Consider the following 21,968-nt stretch of genomic DNA (forward strand, 5'->3'; position numbering starts at 1 on the left):
GAAATGTCCTGCTTTGAAATGGGATCAGTAGGCGTTGAAAGAGGTAATCGAGCGGGAAATCAGACGGTCGATATCCTTCGGATTGTCATGCTCGACGACGAAATACTTGACCTTGGTGCCTTGCAGTGCGGCCATCAGTCCCTTCCAGTCGACGGTGCCGTGGCCGACATCGGCCCAGCCATCCTCGTCGGTATTTTCACCGGCCGGTGCGATATCCTTGACATGCACGGCGCTGATACGCTTGCCGTAGCTTTCGATCCAGGCGAACGGGTCCGCATGGCCGCGGATCACCCAGGCGATGTCGGCTTCCCAGTCGAGCTCCGGACCGCCGGCCAGGATCTGCTCCTGCGGCGTGGAATCGTCCTCAAGCGTGGCGAATTCGAAATCGTGATTGTGCCAGCCGAAGATCAGGCCGGCATCACGGATCGGCTTGCCGGCCGCCTGCAGGCGCTGACCGAAGGCAAACCAGCCGGATGCGTCGCTCGGGCGCTGGTCGGGCAGAAGATACGGGCAATAGACAGCCTCGATGCCGAGCGCCTTGGCAATCCTGATCACCTTGGCCGGATCGCCTTCGATCATGTCGAGACCGAAATGCGCCGTCGGCATCGTAAGACCATTCTTGTCGAGATCCGATTTCAACGCATCGAGACCGGCATCGTCGAGCGCTGCATACATGGCGCCATAGCCTTCGACGGCACTGTAACCGGCCGCGGCGAGCTTGGGCAGGATATCGCTGAACGGCTGGAAATTGCGGGCGCTGTAAAGCTGGAAGCCGAGTTTCGTCATGGTGTTTCTTCCTCATGCTGCCCGGTCAGGAGCCGGGTCTGTGTCCTTGGTGTTTCAGTCCGCCGCTTGGCAGGAATAGAGATCATAGATGCGAAAGTCTGGCAGAGCGCCGGGCTCAAGCGGCGAAGACGGCGTGAAGACGATCCGCCTGTTTTCGCCGGCTGATAGATCGAAGGCATTGTCGCTGTAGCGACCAGGCGTGGCACTTTCGATCATCACGAACAGGGCAAGCCCTTCGGCCGAGGCCGAAATCTCGAACGCGCCATCGCCAAGTGCTGTGACCTTGGCCGAGAGCTTCGGCGGCATCAGGTCGAGCGATTTATAGGTGCCGCTAATGAAATGCCCCTCGCCGCGCATGCCGTTCGACGCGGTGAATTCCCAGGCGAGCAGTCCATCGACTGGGATTTCCGTGGTATCGAGTGTCAGCAGCACCTCGGCGCGATCCGGGCTGCAATCGCCCTGCACGCTTTTCAGCGGACTGCGCTTGCCGTCGAGCGCAAGTGAAAACAGGTTCGCATCGATGGTCACCGGGTCGAGCGTGTCATTGACCATGGTGAGCGTCAGCGAAGTGCCGTCTTCTGACGGGATTGCCGCCACAGCGACCGGCTGGAAGAACCGCTTTGCCATGTAATGCAGAGCCTTCCAGCTGCCGCCATAGTCGAGGCTCGACCACGAGGCCACCGGCCACGTGTCGTTCAGCTGCCAGTAGAGCGTGCCCATGCAATGCGGCTTCAGCGATCGCCAGAAATCAACGGCCGTCTTGATCGCCAGTCCCTGCTGGATCTGGCTGAGATAGACGAAATTGGCGAAATCCTTGGGAAACCGGAAATAGCGGAACATCGTGCCGGCGATCCGCTCATTGCCACCGGCATTCTTCTGGTGAAGCTCGATCACCGGCGAGGCGATGTTCATGTCGGCCTTGTCGGCGAAGCTCTCGATCACCGGCAGCGAGGTATAGGACTGGAAGCCGAATTCCGAGCAGAAGCGCGGGCGGACACGGCGATAGTTGTCGAAGCTCTTGTTCTCGTGCCAGACGGACCAGTAGTGCATGTCACCTGAGCCGTCGGCATGCCAGGCATCATTATAGTCGAGATAACCCGACGCCGGGCTCGACGGCCACCAGATGGCTTGCGGGAAGGCCTTGCGCACCCCCTGTTCGATGACCCGATTGAGCCGGTCATAGGCGACCAGATAACGGTCGCGGTTCTTCACCGATTCCTCGAACCAGGTCAGTGCGCCGACCAGTTCATTGTCGCCGCACCAGAGCACGATCGACGGATGCGAGGCGAGCCGGCGGACCTGATAATCGACTTCGTGGGCAACATTGGCGAGGAAGTCGTCGCTGCAGGGATAGAGATTGCAGGCGAACATGAAATCCTGCCAGACCATCAGACCCTTCCGGTCACAGAGATCGTAGAACCAGTTCTGCTCGTAGAAACCACCGCCCCAAATGCGGATCATGTTCATGTTAGCATCGACGGCGGAATTGAGCAGGTCCTCGGTCTTGGCAACCGAGCTCAGCGAATAGAGCGCATCGGAAGGGATCCAGTTTGCGCCCCGGCAGAAGATCTCGCGGCCGTTGACTTTCAGCGCAAACCGGCTGCCGGCGGCGTCCGGATCGGTGATCAGTTCGACGGTACGCAGGCCGATCTGGCGGGTGACCGTCTCGGTCGGAATGTCGACGGTGAGCGTATAGAGCGCCTGCTCACCATTGCCGGCCGGCCACCAGAGCCGCGGGTTGTCGATTTCGAAGACATAGACTACCTTGGTCTCACCGGCATTGATGCCGACATCGAGCCGGACCTTCTCGCCGTCCAGGATAAAATGCACCGGCACCACGGCCGGCTCGACCGAATGGATCGTGGCGGTCACCTTGAGATCGACGCGACCGTCGGCATGGTGCAGCTGCTCGGTCTCGACATGCTCGATCCGGGCCGGATCGAGCTTTTTCACCGACACCGTGCCATAGACGCCGAGCGGTGCAATCGCAATATTCCAGTCCCAGCCGAAATGGCATTGCGGCTTGCGCAGCATATTGCCGTTCGGAATCGGTGAGTTTCCTTTCTGATACGGCACATAGAACGGCTGGCGTGCCTGGCGCTCGGCGCCGGCTGCTATGCTCGAGTGAAAGACGATGCGGATGCGGTTCTCGCCGGGCTGGAGGGCGGCCGAGATGTCCGGCCGGTAGCGACGAAAACAATTGTCGGCCGACAACACCGGCACGTCGTTGACGAAGACGACGGCGACCGTGTCGAGATAGTCGATGTCGAGATACCAGCTGCCCGATGCGTCAGGAACAACGAAGCTGCGCTCGACCGACCAGTCACGCTCTGCGACCCACTGGACGACCTCTTCGTTGCGGCCGGCATAGGGGTCCGGAATGATGCCGGCAGCGACTAGCGCCGAATGCACGTCGCCCGGCAATTCGATCGGAGCCGAATGTTCGCCATCGACGGACGCGAGCTGCCATTCGCCGTGAAGATCGATGATGTCGCCGCTTAAAGTCTGCATGATGTCTGATCCTGAACTGAGACGCACGTCCCGGCGCAAACCGGGACGCTTGGAGGAAGGCGCTCAGATGCGCTCTTCCGTTTGTGCATCGAACAGCGAAGCCACCGCCATGTCGAAGCTCAGGCGCACGCGCGCACCCGGCGCATAACGCCGCGTGCCTCCAATCCTGACCGACATCGTGTGCCCGGCATGCTTGAGCCACAACAGGTTGTCGGCGCCCATCGGTTCTTCGATATCGACAACCGCCTCGTGAAACTCGGTGATGCCGCTTTCCTCGTCGACCTTGACATGTTCGGGACGCACGCCAAGCACCACCTTGCGGCCGGAAATCAATGTCTCGGTTGACCGGTAGCCAGCTAATGAGAACAGGACATCATGGGTCTTGAAGAACGGCTGGCCACCCTGCTCCTTGATTTCGCCATGCAGGAAATTCATCGACGGCGAGCCGATGAAGCCGGCAACGAACAGGTTGCGCGGCTGATTGTAGATCGTGTTCGGATCGGCGAGCTGCTGGATTTCGCCGTTCTTCATGATCGCGATCCGATCGGCCAGCGTCAGAGCCTCGATCTGGTCATGGGTGACGTAGATCATCGTGTTCTTCAGGTTCTGGTGCAGACGCTTGATTTCGACGCGCAGTTCCGAGCGCAGTTTGGCGTCGAGGTTGGACAGCGGCTCGTCGAACAGGAAGACGTCGACGTCACGCACGAGCGCCCGGCCGATCGCCACGCGCTGGCGCTGGCCGCCTGACAGTTCCGACGGCTTGCGCTTCAACAGCGGCCCGATCTGCAGGATATCGGACGCGCGCTGCACGCGCTTGTCGATATCCGCCTTCGGCATCTTGGCAACCTGCAGGCCGAAGGACAGGTTCTTCTCGACTGTCATCTGCGGATAGAGCGCATAGGACTGGAACACCATGCCGATGCCGCGGTCCTTCGGTTCTTCCCAGGTGACGTTCTTGCCCTTGATGAAGATCTGCCCCTCGGTCGGCTCCAGCAGGCCGGCGATGCAGTTGAGCAGCGTGGACTTGCCGCAGCCGGATGAGCCGAGCAGGACGAGGAACTCACCATCGCCGATGTCGAGGTCGAGGTTCTGCAGCACCTTGACGGCGCCGAAGCTCAGGGAGAGGTCTCTGATCGATACACTATGCGACATGTGATTAACCCTTGACTGCGCCGGCGGCGATGCCGCGGACAAAGAGACGTCCCGACACGAAATAGACGAACAGCGGCACCGCGCCGGTGAGCAGCGTGGCGGCCATGTTGACGTTGTATTCCTTCACGCCCTGGACGGAGTTGACGATGTTGTTGAGCTGGACCGTCATCGGGTAATATTCCGGACGGGTGAAGACGACGCCGAACAGGAAGTCGTTCCAGATACCGGTGATCTGCAGGATCATCGCGACGACGAAGATCGGCAGCGACATCGGCAGCATGATCCTGAGATAAATCTGCCAGAACCCTGCCCCGTCGATACGCGCGGCCTTGAACAGCTCTTCCGGCAGCGAGGTGAAGTAGTTGCGAAACAGCAGCGTCAGGATCGGCATGCCGAAGATCGTATGCACGATGATCAGGCCGGTCAGCGTGCCGTAGATGCCGAGTTCGCGCAGCACGATAACGATCGGATAGATCATCACCTGGTAGGGAATGAAGGCGCCGACGATCAGGATGGTGAAGAACAGGTCCGCACCCTTGAAGCGCCAGTTGGCCAGTGCATAGCCGTTGACCGAGGCGATCAGGATCGAGATCAAGGTCGACGGCACGGTGATCCGCACCGAATTCCAGAAGCCACGCGACAGGCCATCGCAATTGAGGCCGGTGCAGGCCGTCGCCCAGGCCTTGACCCAGGGTTCGAAGGTGATTTCCATGGGCGGCGAAAAGATATTGCCCATGCGGATTTCCGGCATGCCCTTCAGCGACGTGACGATCATCACGTAGAGCGGCAGGAGGTAATACAGCGCAAAGAAGATCAGCGCGCCGTAAAGCATGATGTTGCGGCCGGAAAAGGTGCGGCGCGGCTTGGCACCGCTTGGCCCCGGGCCGAGGCGACCGATCGGACCGGTTCCAGCCGGAATCGGCATTGCAGCGGAGACAGTGGGATGATTGGGGGAAGCCGAATTAGCCACGCTTCTTTCCTCCGAATTCCAGATAGGCCCAGGGAATGATGACGATCGCCACCGTGAGCAGCATCATCGTCGACGCGGCAAAGCCCTGGCCAAGGTTCTGCGCCTGGAACATGTAGTCGTAGACGTATTTGGCCGGCACTTCCGAGGCGATGCCCGGACCGCCGCTGGTCTGGGCCACGACGAGGTCATAGAGCCGCACGATGCCGCTGGTGATGATCACCAGCGTGGTGATGAACACGGGACGCATCATCGGGATGATGATGAAGAAATAGGTCTTCCAGACCGGGATGCCGTCGACGCGCGACGCTTTCCAGATATCCTCATCGATGCCGCGCAGGCCAGCCAGCAGCAGGCACATGACGAGACCCGTTCCCTGCCAGAGGCCGGCAATCAGGATGCCGTAGATGACGATTTCGGAATCATAGAGCGGGTTGAAGGTGAACGTTGTCCATCCCAGGCTTCGCACGATCGACTGGACGCCGAAATCGGGATTGAGGATCCACTGCCAGACGAGGCCGGTCACAATGAAGGACAGGGCGAATGGATAGAGAAAAATGGTGCGGAAGGTGTTTTCGAAGCGGATCTTCTGGTCCATCAACGCGGCAAGCAGAAAACCGATCACCAGGCTGAAGATCAGCGACAGAAGACCATAGATCGCCAGATTTTGGATCGACATGATCCAGCGCGGCGCATCCCACAGGCGATCGTACTGGTCGAGACCGACAAACTGCAGGCGCGGTAGAAGTTTGGAATTGGTGAAGGAGTAAACCACCGTCCAGATGGTTCCTCCGAGGAAGATCACCAGGGCGGTGAGAATCATCGGGATCGAAGCAATCTTGGAATTGAGATTGCGGAACAGTTTATTGGGTCGACCGGCGTGCGCGTGGCCCGTCATGGGTCAGTCCTCCTGTTGCACGGTACGGGGCTTTACGAGACAACCAGACGCAAACCGCTGAGCTCTTGGCCCTGCCGGTATGCCGAACACAATGGTCACGCTACCTCTACCGGAGTTGGCAGATCACCGGCCGGGCTCCTTCGAACCCGACCGGATATCGTCAACCGCCCTTGCTCAGTCTGCAGCGGCGATGATTTCGGCGAAACGCTTCTGCGCGTCTTCCGGCGTCATCGATGCATTGGCAAAGAATTCGGAGAACAGGTCTTCCTTCTGTTTCTGGCTGTCCGGCGACAGCAGCTGGTCGGTACCCTGGATGACATTGCCCTTGGCAAGGATCTCAAGGCCCTTCTTCATGCAGTCGTTGGCAGCGGCCAGATCGACGTCGCCGCGAACCGGCAGCGAGCCTTTCTTCAGGTTGAACGCAACCTGTGTTGCCGGCGCGAGCAGGGTCGAGGCCAGGACTTCCTGTGCCTTGGACTGCTCCTCGTCCTTGAGCAGCGGGAAGTAGAAGGCATCACCGCCGGTCGAGATGATCTCGTTGACACCGAGACCCGGCAGGCAGGTGTAGTCCGTACCGGCGGTCTGGCCGGCCAGAGCAAATTCACCCTGCGCCCAGTCGCCCATGATCTGTCCGCCGGCCTTGCCGGTGATCACCAGATTGGTGGCCTGGTTCCAGTCCTGCACGTTGGAGCCCTTCGACATGCGACGGGCATCGTCGGCAGCCTTGAACACCTTGGCGATATCCGGACCGGCTGCGACCTCGGCATCCTTGTCCTTGAACACCTTCTCGAAAGTATCCTTGCCGGCAATGGCGACGAGCAGAACGTCGAAGGCACCGGCGGACTGCCACGGCTGACCGCCAACGGCGAGCGGAATGATGCCAGCCTTTTCAAGTGCCGGAGCGGCTGCGACGAACTCGTCCCAGTTCTTCGGCACCTCGACACCAGCTGTCTTGAAGGCGGCATTCGAGAGCCACAGCCACTGCCAGGAATGGATATTGACCGGGGCGCAGTAGATCTTGCCGTCGATGGTGCAGGATTCCAGCAGGCTGGCCGGCTTGATGATGTCCTTCCAGCCTTCCTTGGTTGCGACATCGGTCAGGTCGCGCAGCAGGCCGGACTGGGCCAATTCTTCTGCCTGACGACCATGGTTGAACTGCGTGGCGGCCATGGGGTCGCCACCGGTGATGCGGCTGACCATGATCGGACGCGCGGTGCCGCCGGATCCGGCGATTGCACCATCAACCCATTTGTTGCCGGTGGCGTCGAAAGCCTTGGCAAGTTCGGCGACCGCCGCGGCTTCACCGCCGGATGTCCACCAATGGGTGACTTCGAGATCTGTTGCATGAGCCGCGAACGGCATGACGACGGTTACGGCCAAAGCTGCCGCGAAGCTACGAAAATTCATGAGTCTCCTCCCTCACTGAAACGTTGCCGGAAAAATCTATGCGAAACGATATGAGGGCGCAACCACAAGAACATGAAATTTATATTTTTACGCATTATTCAATCAAAAGATGCACTTGTCACTCTGATCTTAAGGCGCTTTGAGCATACCATATGCTGCGAAGCAATAGAGGTATTTGCTATGATTTCATTCATAAATGCCGAATTTGAGAGCTTTTTATGTGCTTTGCAGCAATTTCAACCGGAAAACCTGTGTTTCGAATGGGATTATGATCATCTTCATGCACAGGTTGCAGCCAGGGACGGCGACCCGTAAGAATCCGCTCGACAAAGCAACTGTATCGTTACAGATTTCGCATCCACCGGACCTGTGAGAGGCGCGGTCCGGCGTGTTTGCAGCCTTTAAAAAGGCAACTATAAGCAAGGCTTACACGAATGGCAGGGGCACCATGACAGAGCAGCAAGGGCGCGGGATCATTGACCGCGCGACGGCGACCAAGGAGCGACCTACGCTCAAGACGATCGCCTTCATGACCGGCCTTGGCATCACAACCGTTTCGAGAGCGTTGAAAGATGCGCCCGACATCGGTGCGGAGACCAAGGAGCGGGTCCGCATGGTGGCGCGGCAACTCGGTTACCAGCCGAACCGGGCCGGTGTCCGCCTGCGCACGGGCAAGACCAATGTCATTGCGCTGGTGCTCGGCATCGATGAAGAAATCCTCGGCTTTTCCAACCAGATGGTGGTCGGTATTTCCGAAGTCCTGTCCGGCACGCCCTATCACATCGTCGTCACCCCGCATGCCCATACCAAGGATCCCATGCTGCCGGTGCGCTACATTCTCGAGACCGGATCGGCCGATGGCGTGATCATTTCGCGCACGGAACCTGAAGATGCCCGCGTGCAATTGTTGATCGAGCAGAACATGCCGTTCGCCACCCACGGCCGGACGAACATGGGCGAGTTGCACCCATTTCACGATTTCGACAACGAGGCATTTGCCTATGGTGCAGTGGAGCGCCTGGTGAAAAAAGGACGCAGGCGCATTGCACTTTTGCCGCCGCCGAACAAACTGACCTATAGCGAACACACCAAAAATGGTTTTCAGCGCGGCCTGAGGGATTTTGGCGCAGAAGAGGTTCCGCTCAACATCAACATCGATGCATCGCTGGCCGACATTCGCAACGCCGTCGAACGGTTGATGCGCGCGACCGATGCCCCGGATGGACTGATCACGGCATCGGGCAGCGCGGCAATTGCCGCCAATGCCGGCATCGAGGCGGCAGGCAAACATGTCGGACGCGAGCTTGATCTTGTTTCCAAGCAGGGCACGCCGATCCTCAGTTGGATCCGCCCGGAAATCATTACCGCCTATGAGGACGTGCGCCAGTCCGGTCGCGAACTCGCCAAGGCGGTCATCGCCCGGATCGACGGCGTTGAGCCGCAATTGCTGCAGAGCGTCAGCCAGCCGATCTGGGGCGATTGAGGTGCAATGCCTCAGGCAGGCAGCGCCATCGCTTCCGGTGTCCACAGGGTGACGCGGTCGCGACCGCCGGCTTTCGACCGGTAGAGTGCGCGATCGGCGCGCTTGAGCAATTCATCCGACGTCAAGGCGCATCCGCTGGCAATGCCAATACTGACCGAGACCGAGATCTCGCCGTCGTCGACCTTGAAACGCGCCTGACCGAGCACCCAGCGCAGGCGATTGCCAAAGGCCAAGGCATCGACCTCGCCGGTATTGGGCAGGAAAGCAGCGAACTCTTCGCCGCCCAGGCGAGAGACCGCACAGCCCTCAGGCGCTTCGCGTGACAACAGCGCGCTGAACGAGGACAGAACCATATCTCCCGCGGCATGACCGTGTTGGTCATTGATACGCTTGAAGTGATCGAGGTCCATGTACAGCAACGCGCCCCGGCCAAGGTCCTCCGACGTCAGCCGGTCGAGCCTTGAGAAGAAGGCCCGTCGATTGGCAAGACCCGTCAGTGCATCGGTTTCCGCCGCCTGCTTGTGCTCCCATTGCATCCTCTCCTTCATCAGCACGAAGAAGGAAAACCCACCGACGATGATGTGCACGAACAGTTCGAAAGTGATGATGCTATACCAGAACGGTTGCAAGACGCGGGTATCGCCACCGGCAACGACCGGCCAGACAAAGGAAAACGGAATTCTGAGCAGATAGATCGCCCCGTGCAGGAAGAACCAGATGGCGACGACGAGACGGCTTGGCAGCGTCTCACCCACCTTGTCTCTCCAGACCTCCCAGGCGATCAGCATCGAATAGACCGCGACCAGTATGGAATAGATGCAGAGACGAATGTTGACGCTGTTGCCGATTTCGGCAAACCCCGCCGTGAGCACGATCCACAACATCGGTCCGACGAAGGCAGCAGCAATGTGCAGCCGCCGCCCGTCGAACAATCGCAATCCCACCCAGACGAAAGCAAGCCCCGACAATGCCAGACTGTTGCCGAGCGAAATGGTCAGGAAGCTGTAGCTGCCCGTTCGCTGGGCGAGCAATATGAAACCGATCGCCGCCGAAAAAAACGACATCGACCACATCAACAGCTCGAAGCGATGCCGATCGCGAACCCAGTCCAGCGCAAAGAAGACGCTGAAAACCAGGAGCGCGGCAAACGAGCCAAGCATGATGGTCGGAAGGTGAATTGCGGTCACGGAATGCACACTCGATCAGTTCCGCTGAAGACCCCCACGTCGGCAGCTTGTGGAACCGTATGAGCCGGCGGTTAACCGCGACATAATGGTGAGGCGCATATTGCCCCCATAAAATGCATGGCAGCTATGCGCTACAACTGCCACGCTGGTCTCGATAGCAAAAAGGCCCGGTTACCCGGGCCTCAGACTAGCATAGAACAGACCAGAAGGCTCAGGCGCCGCTGCCCCAGGGACCGTGGTGAATGTCCTTGCCATCAATGCGGTCGAAGCCATGGGCACCGAAGAAGTCGCGCTGTGCCTGGATCAGGTTGGCCGTGCCGCGTGCCTGGGCATAGGCATCGAAATAGGTCAACGCTGAGGCAAGTGCCGGAACCGGCAGGCCGGCGGTGACGGCAGCGGCGACGACGCGACGCAGCGATGGCAGGCTCTGCTTGACCATGGCCGAAAACGCCGGCGTGACGATCAGGTTGGCCGCATCGGGATTGGCGGTGAAGGCCTGGGTGATCTCGTCGAGGAACTGCGAGCGGATGATGCAGCCGGCACGCCAGATTTTGGCAATCGTCGGCATCGGCAGCGACCAGTTGAATTCCTTCGACGCTGCCGACATCACGGCAAAACCCTGGGCATATGCCGCGATCTTGGCGGCAAACAGCGCCAGCTCGAGATCGGTCTCGATCGCGCCACCCTCAAGCTTGAACACACGGGCCGGGTTGCCGAAGATCTTCTGCGCCGCTTCGCGTTCTTCCTTGACGGAAGACAGGCTGCGGGCGGCAACGGCGGCTTCGATCGCGGTTGCCGGAATGCCCATCTGCTGGGCTTCGATGACCGACCACTTGCCCGTGCCCTTCTGTCCGGCCTTGTCGAGGATCACGTCGACGATCGGCGCGCCGCTTTCCGGGTCGGCGGCAGCCAGCACCTTCTCGGTGATCTCGATCAGGTAGGAATTCAGGCGGCCCTTGTTCCAGGCACCGAACATATTGCCGATTTCGCCGGCCTTCTTGCCGAGACCGTCGCGCAGGATGCCGTAGATTTCGGCGATCATCTGCATGTCGGCATATTCGATACCGTTGTGGATCGTCTTGACGAAGTGACCGGCGCCATCGGTGCCGAGCCAGGCGACGCACGGGTCGTTGTCATATTTTGCGGCAATCGAGGTCAGCACCGGCTCGACGCGCTTCCAGCTTTCTTCAGTACCGCCGACCATGATCGACGGGCCATGACGCGCGCCCTCTTCACCGCCGGAGACACCCATGCCGATGAAGGTGAAGTCGGTGGTATCCAGACGGGCGAAACGCGCGACCGTGTCGCGGAAATTGGCATTGCCGGCGTCGATCATGATGTCGTTCTTCGACAGATACGGCATCAGCGCATCGATCTGCTGGTCAACGGCCTCGCCGGCCTTGATCATGATGATGATCGGCCGTGGCGGGCGGATCGCGGCAACGAATTCTTCGATCGTATGGCACCCGATGATCCGGTCGGCCAGAGGACCAGCCTCGCCGAGGAACTCGTCGGTACGTGCCGTCGTCCGGTTGAAGACCGCGATACGATTGCCCTTTTCGGCAATGTTAAGCGCAAGATTGGAGCCCATGACTCCGAGACCGATCAGTCCGATTTCCGCCTGCTGCACGACAAAGACCTCCGCATGCAAATCGATTAAGGAGGGCTTTTCTCGCATTCTCCGGCGTCAGCGGCAAGGCAGAATTTGATCAATCGGTAAAGATGATTACGGTAATCATGTTAATGGTCATCATGTCGCAGGATGATCGTCATCGTCGGTGATCACCCGCCAGGCTGCACCGTCGAGATCCTCATACTGGCCGCTCTTCAGCGCCCAGAGGAAGGCATAGAGCCCGAGCCCGCCGAGGAACAATGCGATCGGTATGAGGAAAATCAGCATATTCATGCGGCAAGCCTCTCATTCGGCGCAGGAATGCGAGCTTTGGCCAGGGTGTCACCGACAACCGCCAGCTCCGCTTTCATCGTAAGGCGATTGAGGCGCAAGGCATTGGCGACCACGATCAGCGACGAAGTCGACATGGCAATCGATGCGATCAACGGCGTGGCGTAGCCGAGAAGCGCAATGGGCACGGCAATCACGTTGTAGCCGATCGCCAACACGAAATTCTCGCGGATCAGGCGACCGGCGCGGCGCGATGCCTCGATGGCGAACGGCACGGCGTCCAGACCGTCGCGCATGAAGACGAAATCGGCGGCTTGGCGTCCGACATCGGCCGCCGTTGCCGGCGCCATCGACACATGCGCGGCAGCCAGCGCCGGCGCATCATTGATGCCGTCGCCGACCATCAGCAGGCGGTGCCCATTGTCGGCTGCGAACGCGCAGGCCTCGGCCTTATCCCGCGGCGACAGTTCGGCCCGCCAGCGTTCGATGCCGAGCTGGGCCGCCAGCCGCGCTACCACCGGCGCGCGGTCGCCGGACAGGATGGCGAGCGTCAGGCCGGAAACCTTCAGGCTGTGGATCGCGGCCTCGGCGCGCGGGCGCAGCATGTCCTCGAAATGGAAGGTGCCGATTTCAACGCCGTTCAGGGAGAGTACCACCTCGGAATAGACATTGGCCTCGTCCTGCTCCGCCATATCGGCACAGACAAAGCGCCGGTTGCCAAGCCGGTATAGGCCGGACGTATTCCGGGCCTCGACACCAGAACCCGGCACTTCGCGAACCGAGGAAAAGCCGAGCGGCTGGCCGCCATAGGCGTTCCACAGCGCCTGCGACAGCGGATGACGTGAGTGGGCGGCAAGCCCGGCCGCGATGGCAAACACAGCCGGATCGATCCGGTTGCCATCGATTAGCCGCGGGCGCCCGAGCGTCAGCGTCCCGGTCTTGTCGAAGGCGACCATGTCGATTTCGGCCAGACGCTCCATCGCTGACCCGTCCTTGACCATGATGCCCGCCTTGAACAGGCGGCCGGCCGCGACAACCTGGACCACCGGCACGGCTAGGCCGAGCGCACAGGGGCAGGTGATGATCAGCACGGCAATCGCCACCATCATCGCATGCTTCCAGTCGCCATCATAAAGGCCCCAGGAGACGAAGGCGGCAATCGCCAGGAAATGAACCGCCGGCGAGTAGAAGCGCGCAGCCCTGTCGGCGATGCGGCGGTAACGCGCCCTGCCCCCTTCGGCGGCCTCCATTAGATGGATGATTTCCGACAGGAAGGAATTCTGCGCCGTTGCCGTGGCCTCGATCGTCAGAGAACCGGTCAGGCTCAGTGTCCCGGCCTGGACGGCAGCACCCGGACGAATGGAAACGGGCGCGCTTTCACCGTTGACGATCGACATGTCGAGGTCGGTCTCACCGGCGATGACCAGGCCATCGACCGGAATACGATCGCCGGCGGCAATCGCCACATGGTCACCGACACGGATATCTTCCACCGGCCGGTAGTCGCGTGCTCCATTGGCATCGATCACCATGGCACCGCGCGGACTGAGCCGTGCCAGGCCGCTGATCGCCGAGCGCGCGCGGTCGCGCATGATGTGATCGAGCGTGCGACCGATCAGCAGGAAAAACAAGAGCGACGCCGTGGCATCGAAATAGGCATGTTCGCCGTGATGGATCGTCTCCCAGATCGATGCGAAATAGGACAACGTGATGCCGATCGCGATTGGCACGTCCATATTGGTGCGGCCGTGTTTCAGCGCATTCCAGGCCGACTGATAGAAGAACCGGCCGGCATAAATCAGCGCAGGTGCGGCGATCAGACCGGAGATCCAGTGGAACAGATCGCGTGTCGAGGCATCCGCGCCGGACCAGACCGACACCGATAGCAGCATGATATTGGTCGCCGCGAAACCCGATACCGCAACCGCCCGGATCAACTGGTTGCGCAGCGCATCGGAGGCTTCTTCCGCTGCCGTGAACAGGTTCGAATCATAACCGGTGGCGGCGATTGCCCGGGCAAGCCGAACCGGATCGGTCTCGATACCGTCGACCGTCTCGTGCCAGACGATGGAGACCCGCTTGGTCGACAGGTTGACCCGCGCCCGCTCGACCTCCGGCAAAGCCTTGAGCGCACGTTCCACCGTCGTGATGCAGGTGCCGCAATGCACGGCCGGGACGCTCAGATCGACCTGGAAAAGCCCCGGCCCAACCGCGCGGCTCGACATCTTCATTTCCTCGGCCGAGGGCAAGGCGTGCCCTGCCCGTTCGATATCGAGCGCACCTTCTGTTCCTGCCGCGCAGCAGCTCATGGTTATTCTCCTGCAATCGCGATGCGATTGGCTTCATGCATGATGGTCTTGCCGCCCTGAATGGCGATCATCTCGACGATCCAGTTGCCGGCCAGAACCTCGTGCTCTGCGACATAGAGACCGTCGCCGGCCGGTGTCAGAGCCAACTGGAAATCCTGATGTTCGCCGACAGGCCGCTTGAAATGTGCCGTCACACTGTCGGCCACGACAGGCTTTTCGCCGGGAAGGCGCAAGCGGTAGCGAATGACCGTGCCGTCCACCTCAAGCTGCCCCTTGATGCCGGTGGCCAGCATCTCGCGGATGGCAGTCGTCTTGCCATTGAACTGCTGGCTGGCGACATAGGTGTTCTTCACCACCAGCCCGCTCCAGGTGGAGGTGGCAAAATAGGCCATGGTAAAGTTCACGGTGATGATCGTGCCGAAGAAAAGCACCATGGCAGCCAGCATATGCCATCCGGTGAAAGTGAAGGTCTTGATCGTTTTCTGGCTCATTTCTTCGCTCCCGGCGCATTGAAGACAGCGGTATAGGTATCCTGCTCGGTACTTGCGGTATCCTTGGCAATGAACTGGACATTCTCGGCATCGCTGGCGATCTTGTCGCCCGGCATGGTCACGAAGACTTTCAGAGTGGTCGCCTCGTCCGGTTCGACCGAAACGGTGAACGACCGACCCGGTGCCTCGTTGATGCCGTTGATCTTCATCACCGCGTCGGGCAGTCCGTCCAGCGAAACAATGATATCACGCGGCTGGGCGATCATGTTGAGAATCCGGATCGTATAGCCGTTGCGGATCGAGCCGTCGGATTCCAGCACATATTGCGGGTTCCGGTCATGCAGGACATTGAGTTCGAGGCGGTCGCGACCGAGCAGCGTGACGACCAGACCAACGCCGACGGCACTCCAGACAAACATGTAGAGCAGCGTCCGCGGCCGGAAAATCACCCGCCAGTCGAAATGGCGGACCTTGTCGCTGAACGAACCATCCGGATTGCGCACCCGTGCCGGCTCGATCACCGTCAAACCATCATTGGTCGCCAGTGCCATGTTCGACTGGTATTCTTCGAGCGTCGCATAGGCGATCAGCCCGCGCGGCTTGCCGACCTTGTCCATCACGCCGTCGCAGGCATCGATGCAAAGCGCGCAGGTAATGCATTCCAACTGCTGTCCGTCGCGGATATCGATGCCCATGGGACAGACGGCGACGCAGGCATTGCAATCGACGCAATCGCCGATCGGCTCGCCGGCGGCGGCCGCCTTCTTGGCGTGGCGTGTACGCGGTTCGCCGCGCCAGTCGTTATACGTGACGACCAGCGATTTCTCGTCGAGCATGGCCGCCTGGATACGTGGCCAGGGGCACATGTAGATGCAGACCTGCTCGCGCATAAGGCCGCCGAACACATAGGTCGTGGCGGTCAGCACGGCGACGGTCATATAGGCAACCGGCTCGGCGCGGCCAGCGACAAAATCCATGGCAAGCGACGGAGCGTCGGCGAAATAGAAGATCCAGGCACCCCCTGTTAGCACCCCGATCAGCACCCAGATCGCATGCTTGGAAACCCGTTTCCAGATCTTCGACAGGCTCCAGGGCGCACTTTCCAGCTTGATCCGGGCGTTGCGATCGCCCTCGATGAAGCGCTCGACCACGAGGAACAGATCGACCCAGACCGTCTGCGGACAGGTATAGCCGCACCAGGCGCGACCGACCGCAGAGGTGATCAGGAACAGCCCGAACCCGGCCATCACCAGCAGGCCGGCGACGTAGAAGAATTCCTGCGGCCAGATCTCGATGAAGAAGAAATAGAAGCGCCGGTGGGCGAGATCGATCAGTACCGCCTGGTCCGGTGCATAGGCACCGCGATCCCAGCGCAACCAGGGCGTCAGGTAGTAGATGCCGAGCGTGATCGCCATGACGATCCACTTGAACCGGCGAAACTGGCCCTCGGCGCGCTTGGGAAAGATCTTTTTGCGCGCCTCGTAAAGCGGGCCGCGCAGCTTGGCCGACATCACCGCCTCAGCTTCGTGTCTCTCGACCTCGCCGCCATTGGCGACTTGTTTCTGATCGGCAAGCATATTTGTGGCACCCGCACCTGTTTCTGATGTTTGCTTGTCCCATCTGGTGGTTCAACCCGCCTTGACTTAAGTCAAGCAGCGGCGAAGCGTCGCAAGGCATTGGGCTGGCTCTGTTCGAGCCAGGGAGGCGCAGAAAAATGGCCGCATCCGGGGATGCGGCCAGTCTTGCAACAGACTTGTGTCGTTCGGTCACACCGTTATTCGCCGCCGCCCAGCGAATGCACATAGACGGTCAGCTGCTTGACGGTTGCGTCACCCAGACGTGTCCCCCAGCCGGGCATGACGCCGTGCTTGGGCGCATTGATCTGGGCGATGATCCCCGCTTCCGTACCCGCCTTCAGCCAGATGGCATCGGCAAGGTTCGGGGCACCGAAATCCCGCAGACCCTTGGCATCCTCGCCATGGCAGGCTGCGCAATTGTCGACAAACACCTGACGACCGGGTTCAACCAGTGCCGGATTGGACGGCGTGCCGGTCAGGCTGACGACATAGGCGGCAACCTGCTTCACCTGTTCGGGCTCGATGATCTCGGCAAAAGCCGGCATCTCGGAGATCCGGGTATCGGCATCGCCATCGTAGCGAATGCCGTGGGCTATGGTGGTGTGCAGCGATTCCAGATCGCCGCCCCACAGCCAGTCGTCATCGTTCAGGTTCGGATAGCCGGCACCACCGGCAGCCCCCGATCCGTGGCAAGGGGCACAGTTGACCTTGAAGGCCGCAGCACCACCGGCAACCGCAAACTGTGCCAAGCCCGGATCGGCGACGATCTCGTTCAACGGCAGCGTGGTGATCTTGTCGAGATAGACCGACTGGGCAGCCTTTGCGCTGGTCAGTTCGGCCGCGACCTCGGCCCGGCTCGAATAGCCGAGCAGACCTTTGGTCGCCCCGGTCAGCATCGGGATCGCCGGATAGGCGACCATGTAGCCGATGGCCCAGATGATGGTTGCGTAGAAAGTATAGACCCACCAGCGCGGCATGGGATTGTTCAGTTCCCGGATGCCGTCCCATTCATGGCCAGTGGTTTCGACGCCACTGATTTCGTCAATGTGTTTTTCTACCATTGTTCAATCCTCCTTGAGAGGGATGCTGGCGGCTTCTTCCGCCAGCCGCTTGGCGCCCGGACGCATGGTGAAGAGGACGACGCCCACGAAATACAGGGCCATGGCGAGCAGCCCCCAGCTGTCGGCGAAGTGGCGCAGAGCCGTATAGGTTTCCATGATGCCCTCCTCAGCGATAACCGGTTGCGTCGTCATAGGTGGAAAAGTCGACCAGCGTGCCGAGCATCTGGAGATAGGCGACAAGTGCGTCCATCTCCGTCAACCGGGCCGGATCGCCGTCGAAATCGCCGACCTTGGCCTTTGGATAACGGGCCAGAAGTGCCTCTGTGTCGGCATTCGGATCCGCCTGGGCCGCGAGGTCAGCGGATGCCTGCTCAACCATCTCGTCGGAATAGGGAACCCCAACCCGACGATTGGCGACCAGTTCCATGCCGACATCCGGCACCTTGAGCACCGTGGTCTTCAGATAGGAGTAGCTCGGCATGACCGATTCCGGCACGACGTCGCGCGGTTCGTTCAGGTGCTGGACGTGCCATTCGTTGGAATAGCGGTCTCCGACCCGAGCCAGATCCGGCCCGGTCCGCTTCGAGCCCCACTGGAACGGATGGTCGTACATCGATTCCGCCGCCAGCGAATAATGTCCGTAGCGCTCGACCTCGTCCTTGAACGGGCGGATCATCTGGCTGTGACAGACGTAGCAGCCCTCGCGGATGTAGATGTTGCGACCGGCCAGTTCCAGCGGCGTATAGGGCCGCATGCCTTCGACCTTTTCGATCGTGTTTTCGAGGTAGAACAGCGGCGCGATTTCCACGATCCCGCCGATGGTGACCACCAGCAGCGAACCGAGGAGAAGAAGGCTCCCGTTCTTCTCGAAGATGACGTGTTTATCAAGAATAGACATATGAGCCTTCCTTCTTATTCAGCCGGCTGCGCGGCAGCAGGAATGACGGATCCGGGGATCGGTGCTTCCTGTCGCTCGTAGCCGAGGATGGTCATCAGGACGTTGTAGGCCATGATCAGCGAACCGAGCAGATACATGGCACCGCCGATGGCACGCAGCACGAAATAGGGATGCATGGCAGCAACCGATTCGGCGAAGGAATAGACCAGAAAGCCTTGGCTATCGTATTCGCGCCACATCAGACCCTGCTGGATGCCGGCAACCCACAGAACGGCGGCGTAGACGACGATGCCGAGCGTGGCGAGCCAGAAGTGCCAGTTGACCAGGCGCATCGAGTACAGCCGGTTGCGGTTCCACAGTTTCGGCGTCAGGTAGTAGATGGCGCCGAACGTGATCATGCCGACCCAGCCGAGCGCACCGGAGTGAACGTGGCCGATGGTCCATTCGGTATAGTGGCTGAGCGAGTTGACCGCCTTGATCGACATCATCGGGCCTTCGAAGGTCGACATGCCGTAGAAGGCGATGGCAATCACCATCATGCGGATGATCGGGTCTGTGCGGATCTTGTCCCAGGCGCCCGACAGCGTCATCAGGCCGTTGATCATGCCGCCCCAGGACGGCATCCACAGCATGATCGAGAACACCATGCCGAGCGTCTGGGCCCAGTCCGGAAGCGCCGTGTAGTGCAGGTGGTGTGGGCCGGCCCAGATATACATGAAGATCAGCGCCCAGAAGTGGATGATCGACAGGCGGTAGGAATAGACCGGACGGTTGGCCTGCTTCGGCACGAAATAATACATCATGCCGAGGAAGCCGGCCGTCAGGAAAAAGCCGACCGCATTGTGGCCGTACCACCACTGCGTTAGGGCATCCTGCACGCCGGAGAAGGCCGAATAGCTCTTCACGCCGAGGATCGAGACCGGCATCGCCAGGTTGTTGACGATATGCAGCATCGCGATCGTCACGATGAAGGCCAGGTAGAACCAGTTGGCCACGTAGATGTGGCTCTCCTTGCGGGTCAGCAGCGTTCCGAGGAAGGTAATCAGATAGGCGACCCAAACGACGGTCAGCCAGAGATCGACATACCATTCCGGCTCGGCATATTCTCGTCCCTGGGTAATGCCCAGCAAATAACCTGTTGCGGCCATGACGATGAAGAACTGGTAGCCCCAGAAGACGAACCAGCCGAGATTGCCGCCAAACAGGCGTGCCCGCGACGTGCGCTGTACCACATGGAAAGAGGTGGCGATCAGCGCATTGCCGCCGAAGGCGAAGATGACGGCCGAGGTATGCAGCGGGCGGACCCGGCCGAAATTGAACCACGGCTCGATGTTGAGGTCCGGATAGGCCAGTTGCAGCGCCGCAACGACGCCGACCAGGAACCCGACCACGCCCCAGAAGACCGTGGCGATCACGCCGTAGCGCACGACCTCATCGAAATATTCGGACTTTGGCGCGGAAGGGGCCGCGACGGCCCCATTCGTCGGGGCAAACTTCATCCGTCGCAACATGATGATCGTGCCGCCCGCCAGCACGAAGAAAGCAACCCACATATGGGCGGCAAACAGGCTGTCATGGGCAAAAGCCACCCCGAGCAGCGCGGCGAAGGCGAGCAATGCCATCCCCATGGTTTCTATCGTATAATTCATTGTTGGAATCCCCCAACGGCTTGCTGATTCACGTGCGGGTGCCATCACCAGACGGAGAATCCTCCCGCATCGACTGCAGACATCGCATTGACGGGGCAAACCCACCTTGATCCAGGTCAAGGCAATCTCCCGTCGGATTGGTCAACCTCGACATCACACCGGAGGAAGCAGCCTGTCAGCGGTGTGATCGGGGAGGTCTGGATCTGCGGTGACAGGCACGGCAAGCCCGCCAGGGACGGCGCGTTGGAGATGATCGACATGCAAGCGAAAACCACCACATATCTGTCCGCAACAGACGAGTTCCACGGCGGCAACCCCAATCGCACAGAGGGCGGCGACAGTTGCGCCGCTTGGCTGCGGCACTCGCATGGTGAACAGTTGGCACTGTGCAGCGACCTCGAGGAGATTGCCGATTCCCTGCCCTCCAGCATCAATCGGCAAAAGTGCATCTATGCGGCGAAGGCGCTTGGCCCGCTGGTCAAGGCTGCGCATCACTACGAGGAGACGGTGCTGTTCCCGCAACTGCGCTCAAGCGAAAACCCACCGGAACATCTCGCTGAGACGCTCGAGCGTTTGAAATTCGAACATTTCGAAGATCAGTGTTTTGCCGAAGAACTGACCGATGCCCTGCTCAAGCTGGGCGCAGGCGATACCGTGAACATGGAGGCAGTCGGCTATATGCTGCGAGGATTCTTCGAAGGCATACGTCGACACATTGCGTTCGAGCGTGAACATCTTCTGGCCGGCGCCAGCGACCGGGCGCGCGGTTTCGATGTAAACTGAACGCCGCGTGCTAAATCGATGCGCTCAGCCTCCCGGGCGTTTTCCATCGATCTGCGGGCACGCCGGAAAGCTCAGGCCGCGAGATTGTTGACGCTCACGTTACTCTCGCTGAACGACAATACAGCGCCATTGATCGCGCCGTGGCTGCTGCGCAAGGGCGCAAACCGCCCGTAAAACGCTGAAACCATATGGTTGCCGCCGATAAAGCGGCTGGCAAAATCTCCACTTTCACCACGGAATGCATGATCGAGCGCGTCGCGCATCGACGTAAATGCCTCCGGTTGCAGACCAAGCTCGAAAACGCTGCGGCCGATCATTTCGATCGGGCGCATGCGCAGCATGTCAGCCATGGCCGGATTGGCAAACAGGTAGCGATAATCCCGGGTGACCACGGCGACGCGATCGGGAAGACTGTTGAGGATCACCTCGTTCAGCATGTCGTCGTCGCCAAACGAAGCATAAGGCTTTGCCTCGAGCATGGAGGCCACCGCCTCGCCAGTCGGCTTTGCCAGACCACGCGGCCCAAAATAGCGCTCGATCAGGATGGACATCAAAGCGGTATGGCGCAGAACGCAGGAGCGATCATCGGCATCCTCGCGCAGCAGCTTGGTGAGCAGTTGAAGCTGAAGATAGATTTCCTCAGGTTCACTGGCGCGATAAGCCACCATTTCGCAGATCAGGGGATCAAGCTCGCGATCAAGCACCGCAACCAGACGGTCGTTGCCGCTGCGAATGGCTTGCTGCAACTGGACGTTCTTCAATGTGACAGCTTCGAACAACGGAAGCAGATTCCCGTCACGCGATGGACCTGAAGACATGCAATCACCTCATTTACTCGTGTGACATGGGCAAGCCACCAAGTCACATTCACTCCAATTTGAGCGATAACATGAGGTTGCATCATCT

General features: G+C 60.2%; 19 protein-coding genes. 2 read left to right on the forward strand and 17 right to left on the reverse strand.

Going from position 1 to position 21,968, the window contains the following annotated elements; genetic code table 11:
- Window positions 1-24: 24 nt before the first annotated feature.
- The 6 genes from LQ231_RS13200 to LQ231_RS13225 form a co-directional block, all read right to left on the reverse strand.
- Complete coding sequence (locus tag LQ231_RS13200) at window positions 25-786, reverse strand: sugar phosphate isomerase/epimerase (protein WP_230171661.1); 762 nt, start codon at window positions 784-786, stop codon at window positions 25-27.
- Window positions 787-840: 54 nt separating this feature from the next.
- Window positions 841-3,297: a glycoside hydrolase family 2 protein gene (locus LQ231_RS13205; protein WP_230171662.1), complete on the reverse strand. Its 2,457-nt coding sequence runs from the start codon at window positions 3,295-3,297 to the stop codon at window positions 841-843.
- A gap of 63 nt (window positions 3,298-3,360) precedes the next feature.
- Window positions 3,361-4,449: an ABC transporter ATP-binding protein gene (locus LQ231_RS13210; protein WP_230171663.1), complete on the reverse strand. Its 1,089-nt coding sequence runs from the start codon at window positions 4,447-4,449 to the stop codon at window positions 3,361-3,363.
- 4 nt (window positions 4,450-4,453) lie between these two features.
- Window positions 4,454-5,374 (reverse strand): carbohydrate ABC transporter permease, encoded by a 921-nt coding sequence (locus LQ231_RS13215; RefSeq protein ID WP_113141476.1) that lies wholly within the window; start codon window positions 5,372-5,374, stop codon window positions 4,454-4,456.
- 37 nt (window positions 5,375-5,411) lie between these two features.
- On the reverse strand, window positions 5,412-6,314 hold the full coding sequence (locus LQ231_RS13220; protein WP_113141477.1) for a sugar ABC transporter permease: 903 nt from the start codon (window positions 6,312-6,314) through the stop codon (window positions 5,412-5,414).
- A 174-nt stretch (window positions 6,315-6,488) separates the two neighbouring features.
- Entirely contained in the window at window positions 6,489-7,721 is a 1,233-nt protein-coding gene (locus tag LQ231_RS13225; RefSeq protein WP_113141478.1) for an ABC transporter substrate-binding protein, read from the reverse strand.
- A gap of 448 nt (window positions 7,722-8,169) precedes the next feature.
- On the opposite strand from LQ231_RS13225, the gene LQ231_RS13230 reads away from it, so the two are divergent.
- Window positions 8,170-9,204, forward strand: coding sequence for a LacI family transcriptional regulator (locus LQ231_RS13230; RefSeq protein WP_113141480.1), 1,035 nt, complete (start codon window positions 8,170-8,172; stop codon window positions 9,202-9,204).
- Window positions 9,205-9,215: 11 nt separating this feature from the next.
- On the opposite strand, the gene LQ231_RS13235 is transcribed toward LQ231_RS13230, so the two are convergent.
- From LQ231_RS13235 to ccoN, 10 genes are all read right to left on the reverse strand, one after another.
- Window positions 9,216-10,391 carry a GGDEF domain-containing protein gene (locus LQ231_RS13235; protein ID WP_230171664.1) on the reverse strand — a complete coding sequence of 392 codons (1,176 nt, stop codon included), beginning with the start codon at window positions 10,389-10,391 and terminating at the stop codon, window positions 9,216-9,218.
- A 211-nt stretch (window positions 10,392-10,602) separates the two neighbouring features.
- A complete protein-coding gene (gndA, locus tag LQ231_RS13240; RefSeq protein WP_113142462.1) occupies window positions 10,603-12,021 on the reverse strand; it encodes an NADP-dependent phosphogluconate dehydrogenase in 1,419 nt (472 codons plus the stop codon).
- Between the two features lie 120 nt (window positions 12,022-12,141).
- Window positions 12,142-12,297, reverse strand: coding sequence for a cbb3-type cytochrome oxidase assembly protein CcoS (gene ccoS / locus LQ231_RS13245; protein ID WP_113141482.1), 156 nt, complete (start codon window positions 12,295-12,297; stop codon window positions 12,142-12,144).
- Window positions 12,294-14,603 carry a cation-translocating P-type ATPase gene (locus LQ231_RS13250; protein ID WP_230171665.1) on the reverse strand — a complete coding sequence of 770 codons (2,310 nt, stop codon included), beginning with the start codon at window positions 14,601-14,603 and terminating at the stop codon, window positions 12,294-12,296. The genes ccoS and LQ231_RS13250 overlap by 4 nt, the downstream gene beginning before the upstream one ends.
- A 2-nt stretch (window positions 14,604-14,605) precedes the next feature.
- Window positions 14,606-15,094 carry a FixH family protein gene (locus LQ231_RS13255; RefSeq protein ID WP_230171666.1) on the reverse strand — a complete coding sequence of 163 codons (489 nt, stop codon included), beginning with the start codon at window positions 15,092-15,094 and terminating at the stop codon, window positions 14,606-14,608.
- Window positions 15,091-16,671 (reverse strand): cytochrome c oxidase accessory protein CcoG, encoded by a 1,581-nt coding sequence (gene ccoG, locus LQ231_RS13260; protein ID WP_230171667.1) that lies wholly within the window; start codon window positions 16,669-16,671, stop codon window positions 15,091-15,093. Before ccoG ends, LQ231_RS13255 begins: the two co-directional genes overlap by 4 nt.
- Before the next feature lie 197 nt (window positions 16,672-16,868).
- Complete coding sequence (gene ccoP / locus LQ231_RS13265; RefSeq protein WP_230171668.1) at window positions 16,869-17,732, reverse strand: cytochrome-c oxidase, cbb3-type subunit III; 864 nt, start codon at window positions 17,730-17,732, stop codon at window positions 16,869-16,871.
- 3 nt (window positions 17,733-17,735) lie between these two features.
- Window positions 17,736-17,888 (reverse strand): cbb3-type cytochrome c oxidase subunit 3, encoded by a 153-nt coding sequence (locus LQ231_RS13270; RefSeq protein WP_113141486.1) that lies wholly within the window; start codon window positions 17,886-17,888, stop codon window positions 17,736-17,738.
- A gap of 10 nt (window positions 17,889-17,898) precedes the next feature.
- Complete coding sequence (gene ccoO, locus LQ231_RS13275; RefSeq protein WP_230171669.1) at window positions 17,899-18,630, reverse strand: cytochrome-c oxidase, cbb3-type subunit II; 732 nt, start codon at window positions 18,628-18,630, stop codon at window positions 17,899-17,901.
- Window positions 18,631-18,644: 14 nt separating this feature from the next.
- Complete coding sequence (gene ccoN / locus LQ231_RS13280) at window positions 18,645-20,279, reverse strand: cytochrome-c oxidase, cbb3-type subunit I (protein ID WP_230171670.1); 1,635 nt, start codon at window positions 20,277-20,279, stop codon at window positions 18,645-18,647.
- 258 nt (window positions 20,280-20,537) lie between these two features.
- Here ccoN and LQ231_RS13285 point away from each other — a divergent pair, with 258 nt between their 5' ends.
- Window positions 20,538-21,062 (forward strand): hemerythrin domain-containing protein, encoded by a 525-nt coding sequence (locus LQ231_RS13285; RefSeq protein ID WP_230171671.1) that lies wholly within the window; start codon window positions 20,538-20,540, stop codon window positions 21,060-21,062.
- A 71-nt stretch (window positions 21,063-21,133) separates the two neighbouring features.
- Here LQ231_RS13285 and LQ231_RS13290 read toward each other — a convergent pair whose 3' ends face one another.
- On the reverse strand, window positions 21,134-21,880 hold the full coding sequence (locus LQ231_RS13290; protein WP_113141489.1) for a PAS domain-containing protein: 747 nt from the start codon (window positions 21,878-21,880) through the stop codon (window positions 21,134-21,136).
- Window positions 21,881-21,968: the final 88 nt, after the last annotated feature.

It is taken from the genome of Rhizobium sp. CECT 9324 (genome assembly GCF_918741265.1).
Lineage (GTDB): Bacteria > Pseudomonadota > Alphaproteobacteria > Rhizobiales > Rhizobiaceae > Allorhizobium.

What these genes read in the sequence shown, in the direction of transcription:
- LQ231_RS13290 (WP_113141489.1), bottom strand. Translation starts at nt 21,880, where the DNA reads ATGTCTTCAGGTCCATCGCGTGACGGGAATCTGCTTCCGTTGTTCGAA.
- LQ231_RS13215 (WP_113141476.1), bottom strand. Translation starts at nt 5,374, where the DNA reads ATGCCGATTCCGGCTGGAACCGGTCCGATCGGTCGCCTCGGCCCGGGG.
- LQ231_RS13220 (WP_113141477.1), bottom strand. Translation starts at nt 6,314, where the DNA reads ATGACGGGCCACGCGCACGCCGGTCGACCCAATAAACTGTTCCGCAAT.
- ccoP (WP_230171668.1), bottom strand. Translation starts at nt 17,732, where the DNA reads ATGGTAGAAAAACACATTGACGAAATCAGTGGCGTCGAAACCACTGGC.
- ccoS (WP_113141482.1), bottom strand. Translation starts at nt 12,297, where the DNA reads ATGAATATGCTGATTTTCCTCATACCGATCGCATTGTTCCTCGGCGGG.
- LQ231_RS13270 (WP_113141486.1), bottom strand. Translation starts at nt 17,888, where the DNA reads ATGGAAACCTATACGGCTCTGCGCCACTTCGCCGACAGCTGGGGGCTG.
- LQ231_RS13210 (WP_230171663.1), bottom strand. Translation starts at nt 4,449, where the DNA reads ATGTCGCATAGTGTATCGATCAGAGACCTCTCCCTGAGCTTCGGCGCC.
- ccoG (WP_230171667.1), bottom strand. Translation starts at nt 16,671, where the DNA reads ATGCTTGCCGATCAGAAACAAGTCGCCAATGGCGGCGAGGTCGAGAGA.
- LQ231_RS13230 (WP_113141480.1), top strand. Translation starts at nt 8,170, where the DNA reads ATGACAGAGCAGCAAGGGCGCGGGATCATTGACCGCGCGACGGCGACC.
- ccoN (WP_230171670.1), bottom strand. Translation starts at nt 20,279, where the DNA reads ATGAATTATACGATAGAAACCATGGGGATGGCATTGCTCGCCTTCGCC.
- LQ231_RS13285 (WP_230171671.1), top strand. Translation starts at nt 20,538, where the DNA reads ATGCAAGCGAAAACCACCACATATCTGTCCGCAACAGACGAGTTCCAC.
- LQ231_RS13205 (WP_230171662.1), bottom strand. Translation starts at nt 3,297, where the DNA reads ATGCAGACTTTAAGCGGCGACATCATCGATCTTCACGGCGAATGGCAG.
- ccoO (WP_230171669.1), bottom strand. Translation starts at nt 18,630, where the DNA reads ATGTCTATTCTTGATAAACACGTCATCTTCGAGAAGAACGGGAGCCTT.
- LQ231_RS13200 (WP_230171661.1), bottom strand. Translation starts at nt 786, where the DNA reads ATGACGAAACTCGGCTTCCAGCTTTACAGCGCCCGCAATTTCCAGCCG.
- LQ231_RS13250 (WP_230171665.1), bottom strand. Translation starts at nt 14,603, where the DNA reads ATGAGCTGCTGCGCGGCAGGAACAGAAGGTGCGCTCGATATCGAACGG.
- LQ231_RS13255 (WP_230171666.1), bottom strand. Translation starts at nt 15,094, where the DNA reads ATGAGCCAGAAAACGATCAAGACCTTCACTTTCACCGGATGGCATATG.
- LQ231_RS13225 (WP_113141478.1), bottom strand. Translation starts at nt 7,721, where the DNA reads ATGAATTTTCGTAGCTTCGCGGCAGCTTTGGCCGTAACCGTCGTCATG.